This window comes from Hymenobacter sp. UYAg731, from assembly GCF_054061335.1.
In genome coordinates, this window is record NZ_JBSSEC010000004.1 from 125,750 (window position 1) to 144,365 (window position 18,616).

Sequence of the window (18,616 nt, forward strand, 5' to 3'; positions counted from 1 at the left end):
AACGTACCGAGCGGAGACAGCCGTTCTGGCTGCATCTTATCCGAATTGCTGGTAAATGTGAAGTGGCGGTACATGGTTGTTTGCTTTTGGTGCGACAAAGGTTAGCTATTAATTTTAATTACGCAAATAATTTTTTAAAATAATTATCAATTACTTCTGCAAAGTTTAATTCAACAGAAATTAACCGCTTTTCATAGGCAATTAATTCTGCCGCCTGGCAATTCTCTATTCCCTTGTAATGACACCACAGGCACTGTTGGGGCCGTTGTTGCGTAAGCACAGAGCGGGCAGTGCTATTTGCAGCCTGCGCTTTTTTATTTATGCCCCGCCTTGCCACTTCCGACCACTATACCCTCGACCTGCCCGCCGGCCACCGCTTCCCCATCGCCAAATACGCCCTGATTCGGGAGCAGCTCCTGTGGCAGGGCATTGCCGAGCCTACCGATTTCTACGAGCCCGGCCTCTGCGCCGAGGAAGAAGTGCTGCGCGTGCATACGCCCGCCTACTGGCACCGCGTGCGCGACCTCCAGCTCACGCCCCGTGAGGTGCGCAACCTGGGCCTGCCGCAAAGCCCGCAGCTGGTGCGCCGCTCGCTGAGCAGCAGCGCGGGCACGCTGCAATCGGCTCTGAATGCGTTGCGCGACGGCATTGGCCTGAACCTGGCCGGCGGCACCCACCACGCCTTTGCCGACCGAGGCGAAGGATTTTGCGTGCTGAACGACCAGGCCATTGCCGCCGCGCACCTGCTGGCGCGCGGGCTGGCCCGGCATATTTTGATTGTGGATTTGGATGTGCATCAGGGCGATGGCACGGCTGCCATTTTCCGGGATGAGCCGCGCGTATTCACGTTTTCGATGCACGCCGGGGCCAATTATCCGCTGCGCAAGGAGCAGTCGGACCTGGATATTCCGCTGGCACTGGGCACCGGTGATGCGGAGTATCTGGCGCAGCTAGCGGCCACGCTGGAACCGCTGGTAGCGCGGGTGCGGCCCGATTTCATCTTTTACCAGGCGGGCGTAGATGTGCTGGCAACGGATAAATTGGGCAAGCTGGCGCTCACGCCGGCCGGCTGCCGGCAGCGCGACGAACTGGTACTGGGCCTATGCCGCGCCCGCCACCTGCCGGTGGCCGTGAGCATGGGCGGTGGCTACTCGGAAAAGCTGGCTGATATCGTGGACGCGCACTGCAACACGTTTCGAGTAGCCTTTGAGCTGTGGCCGTAGGGACGAGGTTTGCCCCGCCCGTTTGTTGAACGGCTGACGCTGGCCTCGTTCAACGACGGGCGGGGGCAGGCCCCGCCCCTACCTTTGTAATGAAATGAAAAAAGCCGATTCCGCACATCCCGACCGTATTACCGTCCCGGTGCTGACTACTGAGCAGCCCACGGGGACACTCGCGCAACAAGCGTTCCGGCAGGCTATTTTGGACGTGGAGAACCTGCGCGAGCGGCTGCGCGACCTGCGCGCCGAGCAGGCCGAGGCCCGGCGGCGCTACTGGCAGCAGGTGGGACCGGCAGCCACGGCCGTGGTGGCGGCCCGCCACGCGCTGTATGCACCGCTGGAGGAAGCCCTGCTGCTGAGCTACTTCAGCCGCTTGGAGGAAGCCCAGATTACTGGCGTGATTCTGGGCAATGCCCACAACCTGGAAGACCGGTTTGGAGAAGACGAGGCGGCCATTATCCGCAAATACGCTCCGGCCGGGCACCGTCCGGCAGCGGCCAAAACTGCCGCTGAGCGCCAAACGCCCCAGAATTTGCCCCCGGAATTCATCCCCGACCCTACCCTGCCGCCGCACGAGCAAGCCGCCGCCGCTGCCCGCGCCCGCCGCAAAACCAAGGCCCAGCGCCAGCAGGAGGCTGCCGCGCAGGCCGACCAAAAGCAGCTCGAAACCAACGCCAAAACCATTTACCGCCAGCTGGCCCGCACCCACCACCCCGACCTGGAGCGCGACCCCGCAAAGCAAGCCGACAAAACCGCCCAGATGCAGCGCATCACCGAGGCCTACGAGGCCGACGACCTCTATACGCTGCTACAATTGCTGGCCGAATCCGGCCCGACCGACGCGGCCGCCGACGACGTGCTGGCCCGCTACACCCGCGCCCTGCTCCAGCAGCAAACCCAGCTGAAACAGGAAATGAACGAGCTGAAATACGGCCCCAATGGCTTCGTCACGGCCTCGGGCAAAAAGCAGGAGCTGGAGCTGCGACAGCTCAAGCGCGACCTGCGGGCCGAGGCCGAGTACGTGGCGCACATCGGCCGGATGCTGCTGGACACCGATGGGCTGCGCGAAGTGCTGCGGCAGTTGGCGGCGGAGGGGATGGAGACGGTTTAGATTCGCCGCGAAATGGCTTGCGTCTTTACCTGTTTGCTGGCAAACCACTTCTTGATAAGTATAGCCATAAAAAGAGGAGGTCATGCCGTTATTCAGCATGACCTCCTCTTTAGTTATCTGAATACCGCAACAGCAGTGGTCACTTAGGCACCTTTCGAGGCCAGAATATCTACCATTTCGATATGGGGCGGGCTGGCCCACAAATCGGCGTGGGTACCAAGGGCGGCAGCTACCTGCCCGGCGAGGTGGGCTTTGCGACCAGCTTCATCGGGGAAAGTATCGAAAATACCGAACGTAGACGGGCCCAGGCGCAGGGCATACCAAGTGGTAGTGGCGGGCTCGGCTTCTACAATGGGCAGGGCCCCGGCCAGAAAATCGGCAACGGTCTGCTCATGACCGGGTTTCACTTCGAGGCGAACTAACAGCGCAACTTTTACCATGACAGGAGGAAAATGAGTGAAATATCCTTTACAACAAAAGCTACGTCATTTCGGCGGTGAAGGGCTGAAAACTACGCGATAAATCGCACCACGGATTGCACCACGTCGGCATCGCGCAGAATGCGGTTGTGGCCCAGGCCGCGCGTGGCGTGCAGCACCGCGCCCGGCCAGGCGGCCACAATCTGCCGGCTTTCGACGAAGGGAATGATTTCGTCGGCCTCGTCGTGCAGCACGAGCACCTTTTCGGCCCCAATGGCTGGCCCCGAGGCGGCAGCGGCAAAGGAATCGGCGGGCCGGCCGGTGCTCTGTTCAATGTGGGCCGCAAACCGCGCCACCAACTCGTGGGGCAGGCGCAGGAACTCGGCAAACCGCTCGGCCACCACCCGTGGCCCCACCGGCGCGCTAATGAGCACGAGGCGCGGCAGCGCGGCCCCGGCCGGCAGCCGTACCGGCAGCCCCGCCACCGAAGCCGCCCCAAACGAGTGCGCCACGATGGCCCGCACCGCACCCAGCGTATTCACCACCGCCTGCACGGCCCCGCCGAAATCGGTGAGCGTGGCCTGCCGGCCGCTTGATGCGCCGTGCGCGGGGCCGTCCAGGGCCACCACGCGGTAGCCGGCTGCCAGCAGCGGCGCTACCCAGGCCCGCCAGAAGCTGGCCCGGTGCTCCCAACCGTGTACCAATAATATGGCGGGCGCGGCGGCCGGCCCCCACTCATACACGGCCACAGTGCCGGTGGCGGCCGCCACGGTGCGGCGGCGGGCATCGGCCAGGGCGGGGGCTTCCCAGGCTTTGAGGGGTAGGCGGCGCGGCGTCACAAACAGCTTCCACGCCTGCCGAAACGCCAGCGCCGGGGCCACGGCCCATTTCAACCGCAGCTGCCAGCGCAGCCAGCGTAAGCCGGCCGGCGGCGAAGGGTAGCGAATTTTTGGAGCTACGGGCGGCGGGGCATCGGCCATGCACAGGGTATGAGCCGGAGAATAGGTATTGGTCATGGGTGAGAAAATGTAGCACATGCCTCTGCTTGTGCGGCGACTGGATAAACAACTAATTATTATACAGATAGTTAGTAGATAAGCTAAAGCGTGCGCTAAAGCTATTGGAACTAAGCCAGCAGCTCAAGCCGCAGCTGGCCTACTATGACCTGAAACGGGGTTTCGTCATGCACGCGGGCCACTTGCAACGCCCCGGCCAGCGTGGTGAGCACCTGCGCCGCCTTGGCCGCCGGGCTGCCCACGAAGCGCAGGGTACCCGTGGCCCGGCCCACGGCCAGCACCTGGGCCAGCCACTCGGTCAGCTCGCGGTTGAAGGTGCGCAGTTCGGCCTGCATGGGCGCGGGCAGGGTCCGAAAATCGGCCGCCAGGGCACCGAACAGGCACACGCGACGCTCGTGGCCAAGATGCGTGTCGTACACCGCCAGCAGGGCTTCGAACTGAGCAGCGGGTGGCAGGTCGGCCACGCGGGGCAGGTCGCGCCACTTGCGCAGGCGGCGCAGCTGCCGGGCCACAATGGCCGTGCCAAGGTCGTCCTTGCTCGGGTAGTGGTAATGAATGGCCGCCGGCTTCACCCCCAGCTCCTTGGCCAGATGCTGGTAGCTAAAGGCATTAAAGCCACGCTCCAGCAGCAGCTCTTCCGCTAGGTCGAGAATGCGGGTGCGGGTATCGGGGGGCAGCGTAGGAGGCGGGATTGGAGATAGCATGGTGGGACAAATATAGATTTTTTACTTACTAACTAGTAAGTAAGTTTTAAGTTGTCTGTATTTGAACAAAAAAATCCCCGCCTGAACCGGGCGGGGATTTAGACACAACAGCCTTTGGGCCAAGCTATTCGTCGTCCGAATGTTGTCCCAGCGCATCCACGGCAGCCTGCACGGCTTCGGCGCGGTAGGCGGGCGCGGTGCCGGGCGCTTTCAGCAGGCGCAGGAGGCGCTGGTATTTCTGGCGGCCCTCGGCCAGCATCTGCTCGCTCACCTCGATGGTGAAGACGCCGAAGGGCTCGTTTTTTTGCACACCTACCAATAGGAACCGCTCGGCGCGCAGGGCATCGGTGTAAAAGGCGGCCTGTCGGTCGTAGTCGTAGGCCGAGCACTGCCAGAGGAAGTGGTCGGCATCGCGGGCACCGGTGGTTTTAAAGTCGATAATGGTGAAGGGCTCGTCGGGATGAGCCACCACAAGGTCGGCGCGCAGCTTGCAGAGCGTATCGGTTTCGGGCTCGGTGAAGAGTACGCTCACTTCGGGCGTGCCGCGCTCCAGTAGGCTGGCCAGGTGAGTGTTGAGCTTCACGCCCTCCACCAGCCACCACACCAGCGTATCATTGAGGCCGGGCTGGCCGGGCACGTAGTCGGCGGGCTCCAGCAGGGCGGTATGGAAGGCGGTGCCAAAACTCAGGGCGCCTTCGTTGGCGCTGGTTTGAGGGCGGGGCGGGCGGCCATCAAGGGCATCGCGCAGGCGCGAGAGGTCGGAATTGGCAATGGCCGGCAGGGCGCGGTAGGTGTCGTAGTCGAGGCGCAGCAGGTCGGGCCGGCGGAAGGAGGAGGCAGATTCGGGCACAGGATTTGGGATGGGTCGAAAAGAGGATGGGTCGAAAAGGTAACAGAAAAATGCGCGAAATGGCTTCATCACCCGGCGATTTTGCCCGGCTCTCAGCGCTGGTGCGTCGGCTTACGTACCCCTGAAATCGACGGTCATCCGGACCGTCATTAGCGACAATTTCACTCCCTTCCTCATGGCTGCCTGGATTCCTTACGCCCTGCTCTCGGCCCTGTTTGCGGCCCTTACCGCCATTTTTGCCAAAATTGGCATCAAGGGCGTTGATTCGGATTTGGCCACGGCCATCCGCACGGTGGTAATTTTGCTGCTGGCCTGGGGCATCGCCATCGCGCGCGGGGCCACGGCCGGGCTGCCGGCCCTCACGGGGCGGACCTGGCTGTTTCTGGTACTGTCGGGGGTGGCCACGGGGGCCTCATGGCTGTGCTATTTCCGCGCCTTGAAGCTGGGACCAGTAACCAAAGTGGCCCCGGTCGATAAGCTGAGCGTGGCGCTGGCCATGCTGCTGGCGGTGGCGTTCCTGGGTGAAACCATTAGCCTGAAAGGGGCGCTGGGCGCGGGGCTGATTCTGGCCGGCACCGTAGTGCTGGTGTGGGCGTAGCTAGTGGTTAACGATTAATGGTTAATGGTTTTTCCATCAATCATCAACCACTAATCGTTAACCACTAATCATGTTCACATGCGCCACGTCAGCGACACGTTGAATACGCGGCCTTCCACGGGGGCCCACAGCTCGCGGAAAGCGGGGTTATCCAATGGGGCGAGCACTACTTTTTCCCGGCGCGTCTGGCGGTAGTCGAGCAGGTTTTCGCCGTTCAACGCCAGGGTGAAACGGCCCGTATGGTAGCGTAGCAGCGCCGCGAACAGCGGGTAGCCGGGAGTGGTGCGGCCATCGGACAGAAATTGCTGGCCGATGTAGGAGGCTTCGAGGCCAGCGCTGAACTGTTCGGTGAATTCAACCAGGCCCACCGCCGCAAATTTGTGCCGGGCGGCCAGCGGCAGGTGCTGGTTGGCGGCGTCGTACTGCCGGCGGGCATCGGTGAACACGTAGCCCAGGTAAAGCTCAGTTTCGTCGGCCCGCAGACGCACGTAGGTTTCGAGGCCACGCGTGGAAAGGGGCGCAGCCGCGTTTTGCCAAGTAAGGTAATTAGCCTGAAACGGCCCGGAGAACCCCAGCCCACTCAGCACCAGCGGATTGCTGAGGCGGGTGTAGAAGAAAGACTGGTTGAGGCTCAGCACCAGCGGCTCGTCAAACCCATCAAACGTGCGCTGGTAGTTCACGTCGCCGTTCAGGCCGAAGGAAGTTTCGGCGCTCACGCCTTGCAGGGCCTTCACCAGGGGATAATCCCGCTCGTCGAGGCTGTTGATGTAGGGCACCGGGGCGCGGTAGCCCAGGCCGCCGTTGAGGCGGGCCGTCACGGCCGCGCTGGCCCGGAACAGCAGCGCGAGGCGCGGCAGCAGGAAACTGCCGTACTGGTTGTGGTGGTCGAGGCGCAGGCCCGTTTGCAGGCTCAGGCGCGGGTTTAAGCGCCAGTCATCCTGCACAAATGCGCCCAGCGTGTGGTAGGTGTAGGGGCTGCGCAACGGCGTGGCGCTGCGGTTGAAGGACGCCAACTGCTCACCGTTGGCATTCAGGCCCACCACTACGGTATGGCGCGGGCCGGCCGCGTGCAGGTAGCTGGCCTCGGTGTAATAGGTGGTCTGGTAGGCGGTGAAGGCGTTGGAATTGGTGTTCACATCGCGGATAAAATCCGTGATGGTGCCCTTGAGAGTGAGGTGACCGCCGGCCAGGCTGTCGTTGGAATAGAGCAGGTCGGCGGTGTTGCGCAGGCTGGTGTTATCGACGAAAAAAACGTGGCCGCTCACCGGGTCGAAGCCCTTTTTGAGGACCTCCAGGTCGCCGGCACGGCGGCTTTCCAGGGTGCCGGTGTAGCCCAGCGCCACCTGGCTGTGGGCATTGGGGTAGAAAAACAGGCGCGGGTGCAGGTTGAGGTTGCGCACCCGGGGCACATCCACGAAGCCGTCGCCGTCCACGTCCTTTTCCTTCTGGTTCACGAGCCCCACGAAGGCCGAATAGCCCCAGCGCCGCCCCCGCCGGGCCGCGAAACCGTTCAAATCGGTTTCGCGCAACGTGGTCTGGTTGAGGCTGGCGGCGTACTGCGGCGTACCCAGCGTAGGCGTTTTGCTCACCAAGTTCACCAGCCCGGCAATGGCCCCGCCGCCGTACAGCGTCGAGTTCGAGCCCTTAATTAATTCGACCTGCCGCAAATCGAGCGGCGGCACCGTGAGCAGCCCGAACGAGCCCGCGAAGCCACCGTACAGCGGCACGCCATCGCGCAAAATCTGGGTGTACTGCCCCGGCAGGCCTTGCAGGCGCAGGTCCAGGTTGCCGGTGGTGGGCGAAGTAGGCTGAATCTGAGTGCCCGCGATGTCGCCAAACAGGCTGGCGATGCTGGCCGGCTTGATGCTGCTTTCCTCCTCCATTTCCTCGGCTCCGAGCACTTCTACCCGCGTGGGCAGGTCCTCGATGCGCGAGTTGGTGCGGGTGGCCGTCACCAGCACTTCTTCTTCGATTTCGACACCGCCCGGCGCGAGTAGCAGCGCCAGCCCTACTCCTGCCGCCGGAGCCGCCACGAAGCGCGGCCGATAGCCCAGCGCCGTGATGCGCAGGCGCGTGCCAGCGGCCGGGGCCGGCGCGAGTACGGCCGTGCCCGTTGCATCAGTGGCGGCTCCAATGCCTGAGCCTGGCACCGATATACTGGCTCCAACCAGCGGCTCGTGCCGCAGCGAGTCGCGCACCTGCACATGCAGGGCCTGAGCACAGCTAGCCGTCGGCAACCCAGCCGCCACCAGCACCACCAGCACCACCAGCCAGCAGCTACTAAACCACCAAACCATAAATCGAGAAACCATACCAGAATTGCCTGCGGAATAATCTGTAAAAGTACAGCGCGTTATTAGCCCAATTCTGTGCGGAATCTGTCACGATTTAGCCGAAAAACAATAGCTCCAATACACTTCCGCACCGGAGTTGCACAGGAATTCACCAACGCTGCCGAAGGCACCTCACCGACAGGTTTCTTCTGCTTATTTAAACAGTTCGCTTCCCTCATGCCACTGCCTCACCTTGGCCGCGATTTCGGCCAGCCCCAGGTTGTGAATACTGCCCAGATGCGTGGTCTGAAACTCGCGGTGCGGCACGTAGCTGCCATCTTCCACGGCGCGGCCCACCTGCTGGTACGCATCGCGAAACGGCACGCCAGCAATAATTAATTGATTGATATTCTCAACGGAAAATATCGGGTCATATTTCGCCTGCTCAATCACGCCGGGCTTTATCTTGATTTCGGGCAGCGCAAACAGCAGGATATCCAGCAAATCAGCAAACTGCATCATCGGCCCAAACAGCAGTTCCTTCAGCAACTGGAAGTCGCGGTGGTAGCCGCTGGGCAGGTTGCTGGTGGCCAGGATAATGTCGTTGGGCAGCGCCTGGAGGCGGTTGGCGTGGCCGCGCACCAGCTCAAATACATCGGGGTTTTTCTTGTGCGGCATGATGCTGGACCCGGTCGTAAATTCCTTGGGCAGGTTCACGAAACCCAAATCCTGGCTGTTGTACAGCACCAAATCATATGCCAGCTTGCCCAACGTGCCGGCCGCGCCCGCAATGGCAAAGGCCAGCGTTTTCTCGGTTTTGCCGCGTAGCATCTGCGCGCCCACGCTGCTCACGGCCACGCTGCCAAAACCCATTTCCCGGGTGGTCATCTCCCGGTCAATCGGAAAGCTACTGCCGAAACCCGCCCCCGAGCCCAGCGGGTTCTGGTCGGCCACCTTATGCGCCGCCTCAAACAGGGCCAAATCCAGCAGCAAATGCTCGGCATACGCCGAAAACCACAGCCCGAAGCTGCTCGGCATTGCCGCCTGAAAGTGCGTGTAGCCCGGCAGCAGGTCGGTTTTATGCGACTCGGCCTTGTGCAGCAGCACTTCCACCAATGCCACTATTTTGGCCGAAATCTGCTCGGTATAATCTTTCAGAAACAGCTGCATAGCCGTCAAAACCTGGTCGTTTCGCGAGCGGGCCGTGTGAATTTTCTTGCCCGCATCACCGAATTTTTCGGTCAGGTAATGTTCGATTTTGGAATGCACGTCCTCAAAACCCTCCTCAATCTGAAACGTACCCGCCGCCACCTGCGCCAGCAATTCATCCAGGCCCGTAACGAGTTGTTGTCGTTCCGTTTCCGAAATCAATCCAACCTTAGCCAGCATATTAGCCTGCGCTTTTGAAGCCCGCATATCGAACGGCGCGAGGTGCATATCCAGCACCCGGTCCTGGCCCACAGTGAATTTTTCGATGGTATCGTTGACCGAAAAGCCTTTTTCCCAAATTTTCATAGCGTACTCCGGTAATTAAAATCTAAAATCAGTCAGCAGCTCAATGTAATCCCGAATACCCGCTCGTATTTCGCTCACCAGACTAAACTCATTCGGCGTATGTGAGCGGGCACTTTCGCCCGGCCCCATTTTCAGGGTTTCAAAAGGCATCATTGACTGGTCCGACAGCGTAGGCGAGCCGTAAATCATCTTTCCCATTAACACGCCTTTTTTCACCAGCGGATGATTTTCGCTAATCCGTGAGGAATTCAGATGTGTAGAGCGCGGCACAATTTCCGATTGCAACTTCTCACGCAGGAAATCAACAATTTCCTGGTTCTGGTACAGCTCGTTTGTCCGCACATCAATCACAAACTGGCAGCGGTCGGGTACCACGTTATGCTGCGTCCCCGCGCTCAACTGCGTCACCGTCGTTTTCACCGGTCCCAGCAGCGTCGAAACCTTCGGAAAGCAGAGGCCTCGAAGCCATTGAATATCATCCAAGGCCTTATAAAGGGCATTTTCGCCCTCGTCGCGGGCAGCGTGGCCGGTTTTGCCGTGCGCAGTGCAGTCCAGCACAATCAGGCCTTTTTCGGCGATGGCGAGGTTCATTCCCGTAGGCTCACCCACAATTCCCAGGTCGATTTTATCGAATTCTGGCAGCACGCTACGGATGCCATTTACGCCCGAAATTTCCTCCTCGGCTGTAATGGCGCAGATTAAATTAAACGCATTTACCTTGTCTTGAAAATACAGGAACGTCGCCAGCAAACTCACCGCCGATGCCCCGGCATCATTACTGCCAAGACCTGTCAATCTATCACCTTCCAGCACGGCTCCGAAAGGGTCGTATTTCCAGCCGGCACCCGGCTTCACCGTGTCGTGGTGCGAGTTGAGCAAGACCGTCGGCTTGTTTGCGTCGAAGTGCTGGGAAACGGCCCACACGTTGTTCTGCTGGCGTTGCGCCGCCACGCCATGCGCCCCCAGAAACGCCTCAATCAATGTCGCCGTCCCGTCCTCTTCCCGCGAAAACGAAGGCGTTTTAATTAGCCGGATTAATAAGTCAACGGCATCATTGCTTAGTTGCTCAATTAATTCAGCCATAGCGTCGTTTTCAATTCCTCGTTGATGTGCAAGGCGTGTTCGATAATGACTTTATCCACGCCAAACTGCAGGGCATCAAATGCGTTTTCGAGTTTGGGCAGCATTCCATCGGCAATTATGCCGCTTTCCTTCAGTTCACCATAATTGGCAAGCGTAATTTTCTCAATCACTGAATTATCGTCGGTAACATCGACTAATACGCCTCGTTTCTCGAAGCAAAAATGGAGGGCTACCGCGTATTTACCACTCAATGCTTTGGCTACGGATGCCGCAATAGTATCCGCATTCGTATTTAATAATTGGCCGTGGCCATCATGGTTTATGGCACAGAACACCGGCATCAGACCAATGCTCAGGAACTGATGAATTAGCTCGGCATCAACGCTGGCTTCGCTCAAATCGCCCACGAACCCATAGTCCACATCGCGCACGGGACGTTTCGTGGCCTGAATCACATTTCCATCAGCCCCGCTGAGGCCCAGGGCGTTGACGCCCCGACTTTGCAATGCGGCCACCAGCTGCTTGTTGGTTTTACCGGCGTAAAACATGGTCACAATGTCCAGCGTCACGGCATCGGTGATGCGGCGGCCATTTATCATACGCGGTGCAATGCCCAGACTAGCCATCATTTCGCTGGCCCCTTTGCCGCCACCATGCACGAGAATTTTTGGGCCGCTTATTTCGGAAAACAAGCGCACGAATTCCAACAAGTCGGCCTCGCTATCAATTATACCGCCGCCAATTTTAAATATTTTTAATTCGGGCTTCATCACTGCTTCACATACGCGCAAACCCGGCGTTGGGCCAGCGCCATTTCAAAAAAACCACGGGAAATGTTGCAGGCAAAAGTAGGGGCTTTTACCTTTGCTGCAGAATTGAACCACTTGGTTCGCTGCTTCGTTGAAGCGGCGAATCGACTCAGGACTTAGTTTTCGCCATGCCTCTCTCCGTTTCCACGTCTTCGATGCTCGCCCCTGCCGCCTGGCCGGGTGTAGCCGGCGTGTGCAAAACGGCCTGTGCGCTGGTGCGACGACCCTAGCGGCTTCAGCAGCCGCATGTTGGCCCCTTGGCCAGCCCCTTTGAGCCGGGCTAGTATCCGCTCAACTTACAGACAGGTTTGGGCTTTAGCAGGAATTATCCGCACGAAACGGATGGTCCGGACAGCCGCGCATCTATCCCTAAGTATTTTATAATCAATGACAATTCGGGTTGCAACTTCAGCGGATGCTCAGTACGCTGAACAATTATGCCAGTGGTACGTCGAGTCGGCCAAAACGCGCGGCACCGGCATCGCCAAGCGCGAGCCGGCCTATGTGGCCACCAAAATGGCCAGCGGCGACGGCATTATCGCCTTCGTCGATGACGAGTTGGCGGGCTTCTGCTACATCGAAACGTTTGACGACAAGACCTTTGTCGTCAACTCGGGCCTGATTGTGAACGCAGAAATCCGCAAGGGCGGCGTGGGCAAGGCCATCAAGCAGGCCGTGTTTGAGCTGTCGCGCAGCAAGTACCCGCAGGCTAAGATTTTCGGCATCACAACCAGCTTGGCCGTGATGAAAATCAACACCGACCTCGGCTATGAGCCCGTCACGTTCTCGGAGCTGACCACCAGCGAAGACTTCTGGAAAGGCTGCAAAAGCTGCAAAAACTACAGCATCCTGATGGAGAACGAGCGCAAGCTGTGCCTCTGCACCGGCATGCTCTACGATACGCCTGAGAAGCAACTGGTGCAGCTGCAGGTGCCTGATTTTAATGTTGCCGCCACTGATTCCGACGCCTAGAATTTTGTGCGGTAAGCTTTAGCTTGCCGTGTTTCGAATTACCCATTTAATGTAACGGCAAGCAAAAGCTTACCTCACTAAAAATGAAGAAAAAAGCCATTCTCGCCTATAGCGGCGGCCTCGACACCTCGTTTTGCGCCGTATATCTGTCGCGCGACCTTGACCTGGAAGTGCATACCGTCATTGTCAATTCTGGTGGCTTCACGGCCGAAGAATTAACTGCTATTGAGAAGCGCGCTTATGAATTGGGCTCGGTGAAGCACGAGGTAATTGACGTGACCACGCGCTTTTACCAGAATTGCCTGCGCTACTTGCTGTTCGGCAACGTGCTGAAAAACGACACCTACCCACTGAGCGTGAGCGCCGAGCGCATGTTTCAGTCGCTGGCCATTGCCGAGTATGCCCGCGCCAACGAGGCCGACTACATTGTACACGGCAGCACCGGGGCCGGCAACGACCAGGTGCGTTTCGATGTGGCTTTTTCGGTCATTTCGCCCAAAACGGAAATTCTGACGCCCATCCGCGACCTGAAACTGTCGCGCCAGGCCGAGATTGAATACCTGCAAAAACAGGGCTTCGAAATGAGCTGGGAGAAGGCAAAGTATTCCATTAACAAGGGCATCTGGGGTACCAGCGTGGGCGGCGTGGAAACGCTAACTTCGCACGAGGCTTTGCCCGAAAGCGCCTACCCCTCGCAATTGCAGCGGCAGGATTCGGAGCGCATGGAAATCACCTTCGAAAAAGGCGAGCCGGTGGCGCTAAATGGCGAAACGATGGCCCCCATCGAGCTTATTCAGAAGCTGAACGAGCTGGGCGCGGCCTTCGCCATCGGCCGCGACACGCACGTGGGCGATACCATTCTGGGCATCAAGGGCCGCGTGGGGTTTGAGGCGCCCGCGCCGCTCATCCTCATCAAGGCGCACCATTTGTTGGAGAAGCATACCAGCACTCGCTGGCAGCTGCTGCATAAGGACTACATCGCCAACTGGTATGGCACGCTGCTGCACGAGGCGCAGTACCTCGACCCGGTGATGCGCGACATGGAAGCCTTCCTGGAATCGTCGCAGCAGCACGTTTCGGGCAAGGTGTTCGTGCAGCTCAAGCCGTATCAGTTCGACTTGCTCGGCATCGAATCAAAGTATGATATGATGCAGTCGAAGGTGGCCACCTACGGCGAGGAAAACAACGCCTGGGATGCCCGCGATGCGAAGGGTTTTATCAAGATTTTCGGCAACCAGCTGAAGATTAGCGCCAGCCTGCACGATGAAAATTAAGGCCGGCATCGTGGGTGGGGCCGGCTACACGGCCGGCGAGTTGATTCGCATTCTGCTGCACCACGAGTTTGTGGAGCTGGGCGGCATCGTGAGTTCGTCGAACGCGGGCAACCCGGTGCATCAGGTCCACGACGACTTGGTAGGCGAAACCGACCTGACCTTCGCCGCCGAGCTGGCCGGCGACGAGGACGTGGTGTTTCTGTGCCTGGGCCACGGCAATTCCAAAGCCTGGCTGCACAAAAACACCCTGCCCGAAACCACCCACGTTATCGACCTGAGCAACGACTTCCGCCTGACGGCCGATGCCGAGTTTGCAGGCCGCGAGTTCGTGTACGGCCTGCCGGAGCTGAACAAAAGCCGCATCCAGCAGGCCCAGAGCATTGCTAATCCCGGCTGCTTTGCCACAGCCATTCAGCTGGCGCTGCTGCCGCTGGCGAAGGCCGGCCGGCTCACCGACGACATCCACGTTTCGGCCATCACCGGCTCGACCGGCGCGGGCCAGGGCCTGTCGGAAACGGTGCATTTCTCGTGGCGCACCAACAACGTGTCCATCTACAAGCCCTTCACGCACCAGCACCTCGGCGAAATCGGCGAGAGTCTGGCGCAGCTGCAGCCGCAATCAAATGCCGAGATGCACTTCATCCCCTACCGCGGCAATTTCGCGCGGGGCATTTTTGCCAGCGTCTACACGCCCTCGGATTTGACGCAGGACGAGGCGCGGGAACTGTATAAGCAGTTTTATTCCGGCGCGCCGTTTACCACGGTTTCGGACAAGGAAATTCACCTCAAGCAGGTGGTGAATACCAACAAATGCCTGCTGCACGTGCAAAAGCAGGGCAAGCAATTATTAATTACCTCGGTGATTGATAATCTGGTGAAAGGCGCGTCGGGCCAGGCAGTGCAGAATATGAACTTGCTGTTTGGGCTGCCGGAAACGACGGGTTTGATGAGTAAGGCTTCGTTCTTCTAAACCGGAACGTCATGCTGAGCTTATCGAAGCATCTCTACCGCTTCGTTAAATAGTGAATTGTCATTTATCAACAACTTACTTTTTGTCAATATGGCACCAATAGCACAAGCAGGAAGTACTAGAGCGGATATTGTAAAATATTATAAAAAAGCCACTTATAGTTACTTGATACCGCTTGGATTTATGCTGTTCGGGTTTCTATGGGACTCCTTTATACCCCTCGCCTTCCTTGCAATTCTACCCTGTAGCATAATTGGACTTTACTTCACACGAAACGGATTTAAACTGGCTAGTAAACAGGGCGACTCAAAGAAAAGGGATGTTGGCTATGCGAATATGTGGCTAGGAATAATTCTGCTTGTACTTGGTATTTTGGGTGCTGGTTTTACTTACGTAGCGACTAGTTAAATGAGTTTCCTTATGCTACGCCTACTACTTAGAATATTATCCAGCCAAGATGCTTCGACAAGCTCAGCATGACGTTCTTTTTCTGAGTTCTAAGCTCTAACATCTGACTTCTATTTCACATGGACCTCTTCAACGTTTATCCCCTCGTCAACATCACGCCCGTGCGGGCGCTCGGTGCTAAGCTGTGGGACGACCAAGGCCAGGAATACCTGGATTTCTACGGTGGCCACGCCGTTATTTCCATCGGCCACAGCCACCCGCACTACGTGCAGCGCCTCACTGAGCAGCTGCAAAACATCGGTTTCTACTCCAACTCGGTGCAGATTCCGATTCAGCGCGAGCTGGCCGAGAAGCTGGGCCGTGTGTCGGGCTACCCGGATTACTCATTGTTTCTGTGCAACTCCGGGGCAGAGGCCAACGAAAATGCGCTGAAGCTGGCCTCGTTCCACACCGGTAAAAAGCGGGTCATTGCCTTCCGGGGCGCGTTTCACGGCCGCACCTCGGGCGCGGTAGCCGCCACCGACAACCCCAAAATCGTGGCCCCCTTCAACGCTGACCACGCCATTTCCTTCGTCGATTACGACCTGCAAGCGGTGGCCGAAATTCTGCGCGGCGGCGACGTGTGCGCCGTCATCATCGAGCCGATTCAGGGCGTGGGCGGCATCATCAGGCCCTCCGATGAGTTTCTGCAGGGCCTGTCGCTGCTGTGCGGCGCGCACAACACCTTGCTGATTGCTGACGAGGTGCAGAGCGGCTACGGCCGCAGCGGCAAATTTTTCGCCCACCAGCACGCCGGCATCCGGCCCGATATCATTTCCGTTGCCAAGGGCATGGGCAACGGCTTTCCCATCGGCGGCATCCTGATTTCGCCGTCGCTGCAAGCCTCCTACGGCCTGCTGGGCACCACCTTCGGCGGCAACCACCTAGCCTGCGCCGCCGCGCTGGCCGTGCTCGAAGTCATCGAGGACGAGCACCTGCTGGCCCACGCCACTGAGCTGGGCAACTACCTGCTCACAGAGCTGCTGGCCCACGCCGGGGCCGAAGAAATTCGCGGCCGGGGCCTAATGGTGGGCATCAAATATGACTTCCCCATCAAGGCAATCCGCGACAAACTGCTGTCGGAATTCCACATTTTTGTAGGCAACGCTTCGGACCCTACGGTGCTCCGGCTGCTGCCGCCGCTGAATATCACGCGGGCGGAGGTTGACCGGTTTTTGGAGGCGCTATATGCGCTGGTGCCGGTAGTAGTCAGAACGATGTAGAGACGCAATATTTTGCGTCTCGTCGTTGAACGGCTTGTGCCATAACGACGACGCGGCTTAAACAACGTCAGCAACGATTGAGACGCAAAATATTGCATCTCTACATTTCCTAATATCGATAGATGTCTCAAACAGTAACCATAACCCTCGAAGACGGCACCTCCATCGAGGGCGAATCCTTCGGCGCGTTCACCTCCGCCGCGGGCGAAGTAGTATTTAGCACGGCCATGACCGGCTACCCCGAAAACCTCACCGACCCGTCCTTCGCCGGCCAGATTCTAGTGCTCACCACCCCCATGGTGGGCAACTACGGCGTGCCCGGCGAGGAGCTATACGAGTCGATTTCCAGGATTTTCGAGTCCGACAAAATTCACATTGCCGGGCTGGTGGTGAATTACTACTCCGAGGAGCACAGCCACTGGAACGCTGCCAAGAGCCTCGGCGACTGGCTCAAGGAGTACAACATCCCCGGCATTTTCGGCGTCGATACCCGGATGCTCACTAAGAAGCTGCGCGAGAAAGGTGCGATGCTGGGCAAAATTGTGGCCGAAACCGACGTACCCTTCCACGACCCCAACCTCGATAACCTGGTGGCGCAGGTGAGCCAGCCCGGCGTACAGCACTTCGGCAGTGGCCGGCACAAAATCGTGCTCGTGGACTGCGGTACCAAAACCAACATCATCCGCTGCTTCCTGGAGCGCGACGTAGAGCTGATTCGCGTGCCCTGGGATTACGATTTCACGACCCTCGACTACGACGGCCTGTTCCTGAGCAACGGCCCCGGCGACCCCAAAATGTGCGAGGCCACCATCCAACACCTGCAAAAGGCCCTGGCCCAGGACAAGCCCATTTTCGGCATCTGTCTGGGCAGCCAGCTCATGGGCCTGGCGGCAGGCGGCGATACCTTCAAGCTGAAATACGGCCACCGCAGCCACAACCAGCCCGTGAAACTCACCGGCACCCAGCGCTGCTACATCACCAGCCAGAACCACGGCTTCGCGGTGGACACCGAAACGCTACCCGCCGAGTGGCAGATGCTGTTCGAGAACCTGAACGACGGCACCTGCGAAGGCATCAAGCACACATCCAAGCCGTTCTTCTCCACGCAGTTTCACCCCGAAGCCGCCGGCGGGCCGGAGGATACGGAGTTTCTGTTTGATGACTTTTTGAAAGCGGTGGTGAAGTATAAGGCTGGTAGATAGCAGAACGACAAAATCAGAACGTCATGCTGAGCGGAGCGCAGCGAAGTCGAAGCATCTCTACCGCTTCGTTGCACCTTTATTCAATTATGCGCTATGGAAAGTGAAATACGAGCAATTCGCAGAATAATTAACGCCGAAATTGTTTTTCAACATTTCAGTTATTGGCCGGATTTTCTCGACTCTAAAATTACCAAAGTGACTTTTAAAACTCACCCAACCGGACGGTATTCAGTCACTTTTGTAGTAGCAGTTTTTGAAATAACGAAGGAGAAAGATGAAAGTGGTTTTTACAATCACACGCTTACAAAGCATTGTGATGTTGAACTTCAACTTATTGGGATAAAAGAAATGAAGTTTGACTCCTTTAGTAGCCAAAACGTCATTCTCGATTTGGAGTTCGGAGAGTGTAGAGGCGATATTGAGTGCATAGTCAATTCCTCCACTGGAGTGGAATTCGCAATAGTCGCTGAAGAAGCATTGGTGTTAAGCCTTACGCCAACGAAGCGGTAGAAATGCTTATGCTTCGCTCAGCGTAACGTTCTAAAGTCCATCAGCATGTACGTCTACATCCTGACCAATCAAACCCAAACTGTTTTATATATCGGTGTCACCAACGACCTCACGCGACGACTTTACGAGCACAGCAACGGCCGGGGTGACGCCGGAAAATTCACCGGACGGTATCAGGCTGATTTGCTGGTATACTTTGAAATAGCACCCGATGCAACGCAGGCCATAGCAAGAGAGAAGCAACTGAAAGGCTGGACGCGGCGGAAGAAAGACGCATTGATTACCACGTTTAATCCAACTTGGAAAGCTATTGATTTAGAAACCTGGGAAGGCTGATTACTCCTTCAACGAAGCGGTAGAGATGTTTCGACTCTGCTGCGCTCCGCTCAACATGACGGTCAAGCCGTTCAAAAAGAACAG

At 58.3% G+C, this 18,616-nt stretch carries 18 protein-coding genes; 10 read left to right on the forward strand and 8 right to left on the reverse strand.

Going from position 1 to position 18,616, the window contains the following annotated elements; translation table 11 throughout:
* Positions 1-320 precede the first annotated feature (320 nt).
* Entirely contained in the window at positions 321-1,223 is a 903-nt protein-coding gene (locus ACVWYF_RS12545; protein WP_457068445.1) for a histone deacetylase family protein, read from the forward strand.
* 94 nt (positions 1,224-1,317) lie between these two features.
* A complete protein-coding gene (locus ACVWYF_RS12550) occupies positions 1,318-2,331 on the forward strand; it encodes a J domain-containing protein (protein ID WP_457068447.1) in 1,014 nt (337 codons plus the stop codon).
* A 143-nt stretch (positions 2,332-2,474) separates the two neighbouring features.
* Here ACVWYF_RS12550 and ACVWYF_RS12555 read toward each other — a convergent pair whose 3' ends face one another.
* The 4 genes from ACVWYF_RS12555 to ACVWYF_RS12570 form a co-directional block, all read right to left on the reverse strand.
* Positions 2,475-2,771 carry a putative quinol monooxygenase gene (locus tag ACVWYF_RS12555; protein ID WP_070730927.1) on the reverse strand — a complete coding sequence of 99 codons (297 nt, stop codon included), beginning with the start codon at positions 2,769-2,771 and terminating at the stop codon, positions 2,475-2,477.
* A gap of 71 nt (positions 2,772-2,842) precedes the next feature.
* Positions 2,843-3,766 carry an alpha/beta fold hydrolase gene (locus ACVWYF_RS12560; protein ID WP_457068449.1) on the reverse strand — a complete coding sequence of 308 codons (924 nt, stop codon included), beginning with the start codon at positions 3,764-3,766 and terminating at the stop codon, positions 2,843-2,845.
* Positions 3,767-3,876: 110 nt separating this feature from the next.
* On the reverse strand, positions 3,877-4,470 hold the full coding sequence (locus tag ACVWYF_RS12565; RefSeq protein WP_457068451.1) for a TetR/AcrR family transcriptional regulator: 594 nt from the start codon (positions 4,468-4,470) through the stop codon (positions 3,877-3,879).
* A 124-nt stretch (positions 4,471-4,594) separates the two neighbouring features.
* Positions 4,595-5,320: a PD-(D/E)XK nuclease-like domain-containing protein gene (locus ACVWYF_RS12570; RefSeq protein ID WP_457068453.1), complete on the reverse strand. Its 726-nt coding sequence runs from the start codon at positions 5,318-5,320 to the stop codon at positions 4,595-4,597.
* Between the two features lie 175 nt (positions 5,321-5,495).
* Here ACVWYF_RS12570 and ACVWYF_RS12575 point away from each other — a divergent pair, with 175 nt between their 5' ends.
* Positions 5,496-5,918, forward strand: coding sequence for an EamA family transporter (locus ACVWYF_RS12575; RefSeq protein ID WP_457068455.1), 423 nt, complete (start codon positions 5,496-5,498; stop codon positions 5,916-5,918).
* A gap of 74 nt (positions 5,919-5,992) precedes the next feature.
* Here ACVWYF_RS12575 and ACVWYF_RS12580 read toward each other — a convergent pair whose 3' ends face one another.
* The 4 genes from ACVWYF_RS12580 to argB all read right to left on the reverse strand — a co-directional run bounded on the left by ACVWYF_RS12580 (position 5,993) and on the right by argB (position 11,559).
* Positions 5,993-8,215: a TonB-dependent receptor gene (locus ACVWYF_RS12580; protein WP_457068457.1), complete on the reverse strand. Its 2,223-nt coding sequence runs from the start codon at positions 8,213-8,215 to the stop codon at positions 5,993-5,995.
* 189 nt (positions 8,216-8,404) lie between these two features.
* Complete coding sequence (gene argH / locus ACVWYF_RS12585) at positions 8,405-9,706, reverse strand: argininosuccinate lyase (RefSeq protein WP_457068459.1); 1,302 nt, start codon at positions 9,704-9,706, stop codon at positions 8,405-8,407.
* Between the two features lie 15 nt (positions 9,707-9,721).
* Complete coding sequence (locus tag ACVWYF_RS12590; RefSeq protein WP_457068461.1) at positions 9,722-10,789, reverse strand: M20 family metallo-hydrolase; 1,068 nt, start codon at positions 10,787-10,789, stop codon at positions 9,722-9,724.
* Positions 10,777-11,559, reverse strand: coding sequence for an acetylglutamate kinase (argB, locus tag ACVWYF_RS12595; RefSeq protein WP_457069707.1), 783 nt, complete (start codon positions 11,557-11,559; stop codon positions 10,777-10,779). Before argB ends, ACVWYF_RS12590 begins: the two co-directional genes overlap by 13 nt.
* 426 nt (positions 11,560-11,985) lie before the next feature.
* Here argB and ACVWYF_RS12600 point away from each other — a divergent pair, with 426 nt between their 5' ends.
* From ACVWYF_RS12600 to ACVWYF_RS12630, 7 genes are all read left to right on the forward strand, one after another.
* The gene (locus tag ACVWYF_RS12600) at positions 11,986-12,570 is read left to right on the forward strand and encodes a GNAT family N-acetyltransferase (RefSeq protein ID WP_457068463.1); all 585 of its coding nucleotides are present in this window, start codon (positions 11,986-11,988) and stop codon (positions 12,568-12,570) included.
* An 83-nt stretch (positions 12,571-12,653) separates the two neighbouring features.
* Positions 12,654-13,844, forward strand: a complete 1,191-nt coding sequence (gene argG / locus ACVWYF_RS12605) for an argininosuccinate synthase (protein WP_457068465.1) — start codon at positions 12,654-12,656, stop codon at positions 13,842-13,844.
* Positions 13,834-14,814, forward strand: coding sequence for an N-acetyl-gamma-glutamyl-phosphate reductase (argC, locus tag ACVWYF_RS12610; RefSeq protein WP_457068467.1), 981 nt, complete (start codon positions 13,834-13,836; stop codon positions 14,812-14,814). The genes argG and argC overlap by 11 nt, the downstream gene beginning before the upstream one ends.
* Positions 14,815-15,341: 527 nt before the next feature.
* Positions 15,342-16,484 (forward strand): aspartate aminotransferase family protein, encoded by a 1,143-nt coding sequence (locus ACVWYF_RS12615; protein ID WP_457068469.1) that lies wholly within the window; start codon positions 15,342-15,344, stop codon positions 16,482-16,484.
* A 122-nt stretch (positions 16,485-16,606) separates the two neighbouring features.
* Positions 16,607-17,686, forward strand: a complete 1,080-nt coding sequence (gene carA / locus ACVWYF_RS12620) for a glutamine-hydrolyzing carbamoyl-phosphate synthase small subunit (RefSeq protein WP_457068471.1) — start codon at positions 16,607-16,609, stop codon at positions 17,684-17,686.
* A gap of 93 nt (positions 17,687-17,779) precedes the next feature.
* Positions 17,780-18,196: an Imm50 family immunity protein gene (locus ACVWYF_RS12625; protein WP_457068473.1), complete on the forward strand. Its 417-nt coding sequence runs from the start codon at positions 17,780-17,782 to the stop codon at positions 18,194-18,196.
* Between the two features lie 45 nt (positions 18,197-18,241).
* Positions 18,242-18,532 (forward strand): GIY-YIG nuclease family protein, encoded by a 291-nt coding sequence (locus tag ACVWYF_RS12630; protein ID WP_457068475.1) that lies wholly within the window; start codon positions 18,242-18,244, stop codon positions 18,530-18,532.
* Positions 18,533-18,616: the final 84 nt, after the last annotated feature.

What these genes read in the sequence shown, in the direction of transcription:
- ACVWYF_RS12545 (WP_457068445.1), top strand. Translation starts at nt 321, where the DNA reads ATGCCCCGCCTTGCCACTTCCGACCACTATACCCTCGACCTGCCCGCC.
- ACVWYF_RS12550 (WP_457068447.1), top strand. Translation starts at nt 1,318, where the DNA reads ATGAAAAAAGCCGATTCCGCACATCCCGACCGTATTACCGTCCCGGTG.
- ACVWYF_RS12555 (WP_070730927.1), bottom strand. Translation starts at nt 2,771, where the DNA reads ATGGTAAAAGTTGCGCTGTTAGTTCGCCTCGAAGTGAAACCCGGTCAT.
- ACVWYF_RS12560 (WP_457068449.1), bottom strand. Translation starts at nt 3,766, where the DNA reads ATGACCAATACCTATTCTCCGGCTCATACCCTGTGCATGGCCGATGCC.
- ACVWYF_RS12565 (WP_457068451.1), bottom strand. Translation starts at nt 4,470, where the DNA reads ATGCTATCTCCAATCCCGCCTCCTACGCTGCCCCCCGATACCCGCACC.
- ACVWYF_RS12575 (WP_457068455.1), top strand. Translation starts at nt 5,496, where the DNA reads ATGGCTGCCTGGATTCCTTACGCCCTGCTCTCGGCCCTGTTTGCGGCC.
- ACVWYF_RS12580 (WP_457068457.1), bottom strand. Translation starts at nt 8,215, where the DNA reads ATGGTTTGGTGGTTTAGTAGCTGCTGGCTGGTGGTGCTGGTGGTGCTG.
- argH (WP_457068459.1), bottom strand. Translation starts at nt 9,706, where the DNA reads ATGAAAATTTGGGAAAAAGGCTTTTCGGTCAACGATACCATCGAAAAA.
- ACVWYF_RS12590 (WP_457068461.1), bottom strand. Translation starts at nt 10,789, where the DNA reads ATGGCTGAATTAATTGAGCAACTAAGCAATGATGCCGTTGACTTATTA.
- argB (WP_457069707.1), bottom strand. Translation starts at nt 11,559, where the DNA reads ATGAAGCCCGAATTAAAAATATTTAAAATTGGCGGCGGTATAATTGAT.
- ACVWYF_RS12600 (WP_457068463.1), top strand. Translation starts at nt 11,986, where the DNA reads ATGACAATTCGGGTTGCAACTTCAGCGGATGCTCAGTACGCTGAACAA.
- argG (WP_457068465.1), top strand. Translation starts at nt 12,654, where the DNA reads ATGAAGAAAAAAGCCATTCTCGCCTATAGCGGCGGCCTCGACACCTCG.
- argC (WP_457068467.1), top strand. Translation starts at nt 13,834, where the DNA reads ATGAAAATTAAGGCCGGCATCGTGGGTGGGGCCGGCTACACGGCCGGC.
- ACVWYF_RS12615 (WP_457068469.1), top strand. Translation starts at nt 15,342, where the DNA reads ATGGACCTCTTCAACGTTTATCCCCTCGTCAACATCACGCCCGTGCGG.
- carA (WP_457068471.1), top strand. Translation starts at nt 16,607, where the DNA reads ATGTCTCAAACAGTAACCATAACCCTCGAAGACGGCACCTCCATCGAG.
- ACVWYF_RS12625 (WP_457068473.1), top strand. Translation starts at nt 17,780, where the DNA reads ATGGAAAGTGAAATACGAGCAATTCGCAGAATAATTAACGCCGAAATT.
- ACVWYF_RS12630 (WP_457068475.1), top strand. Translation starts at nt 18,242, where the DNA reads ATGTACGTCTACATCCTGACCAATCAAACCCAAACTGTTTTATATATC.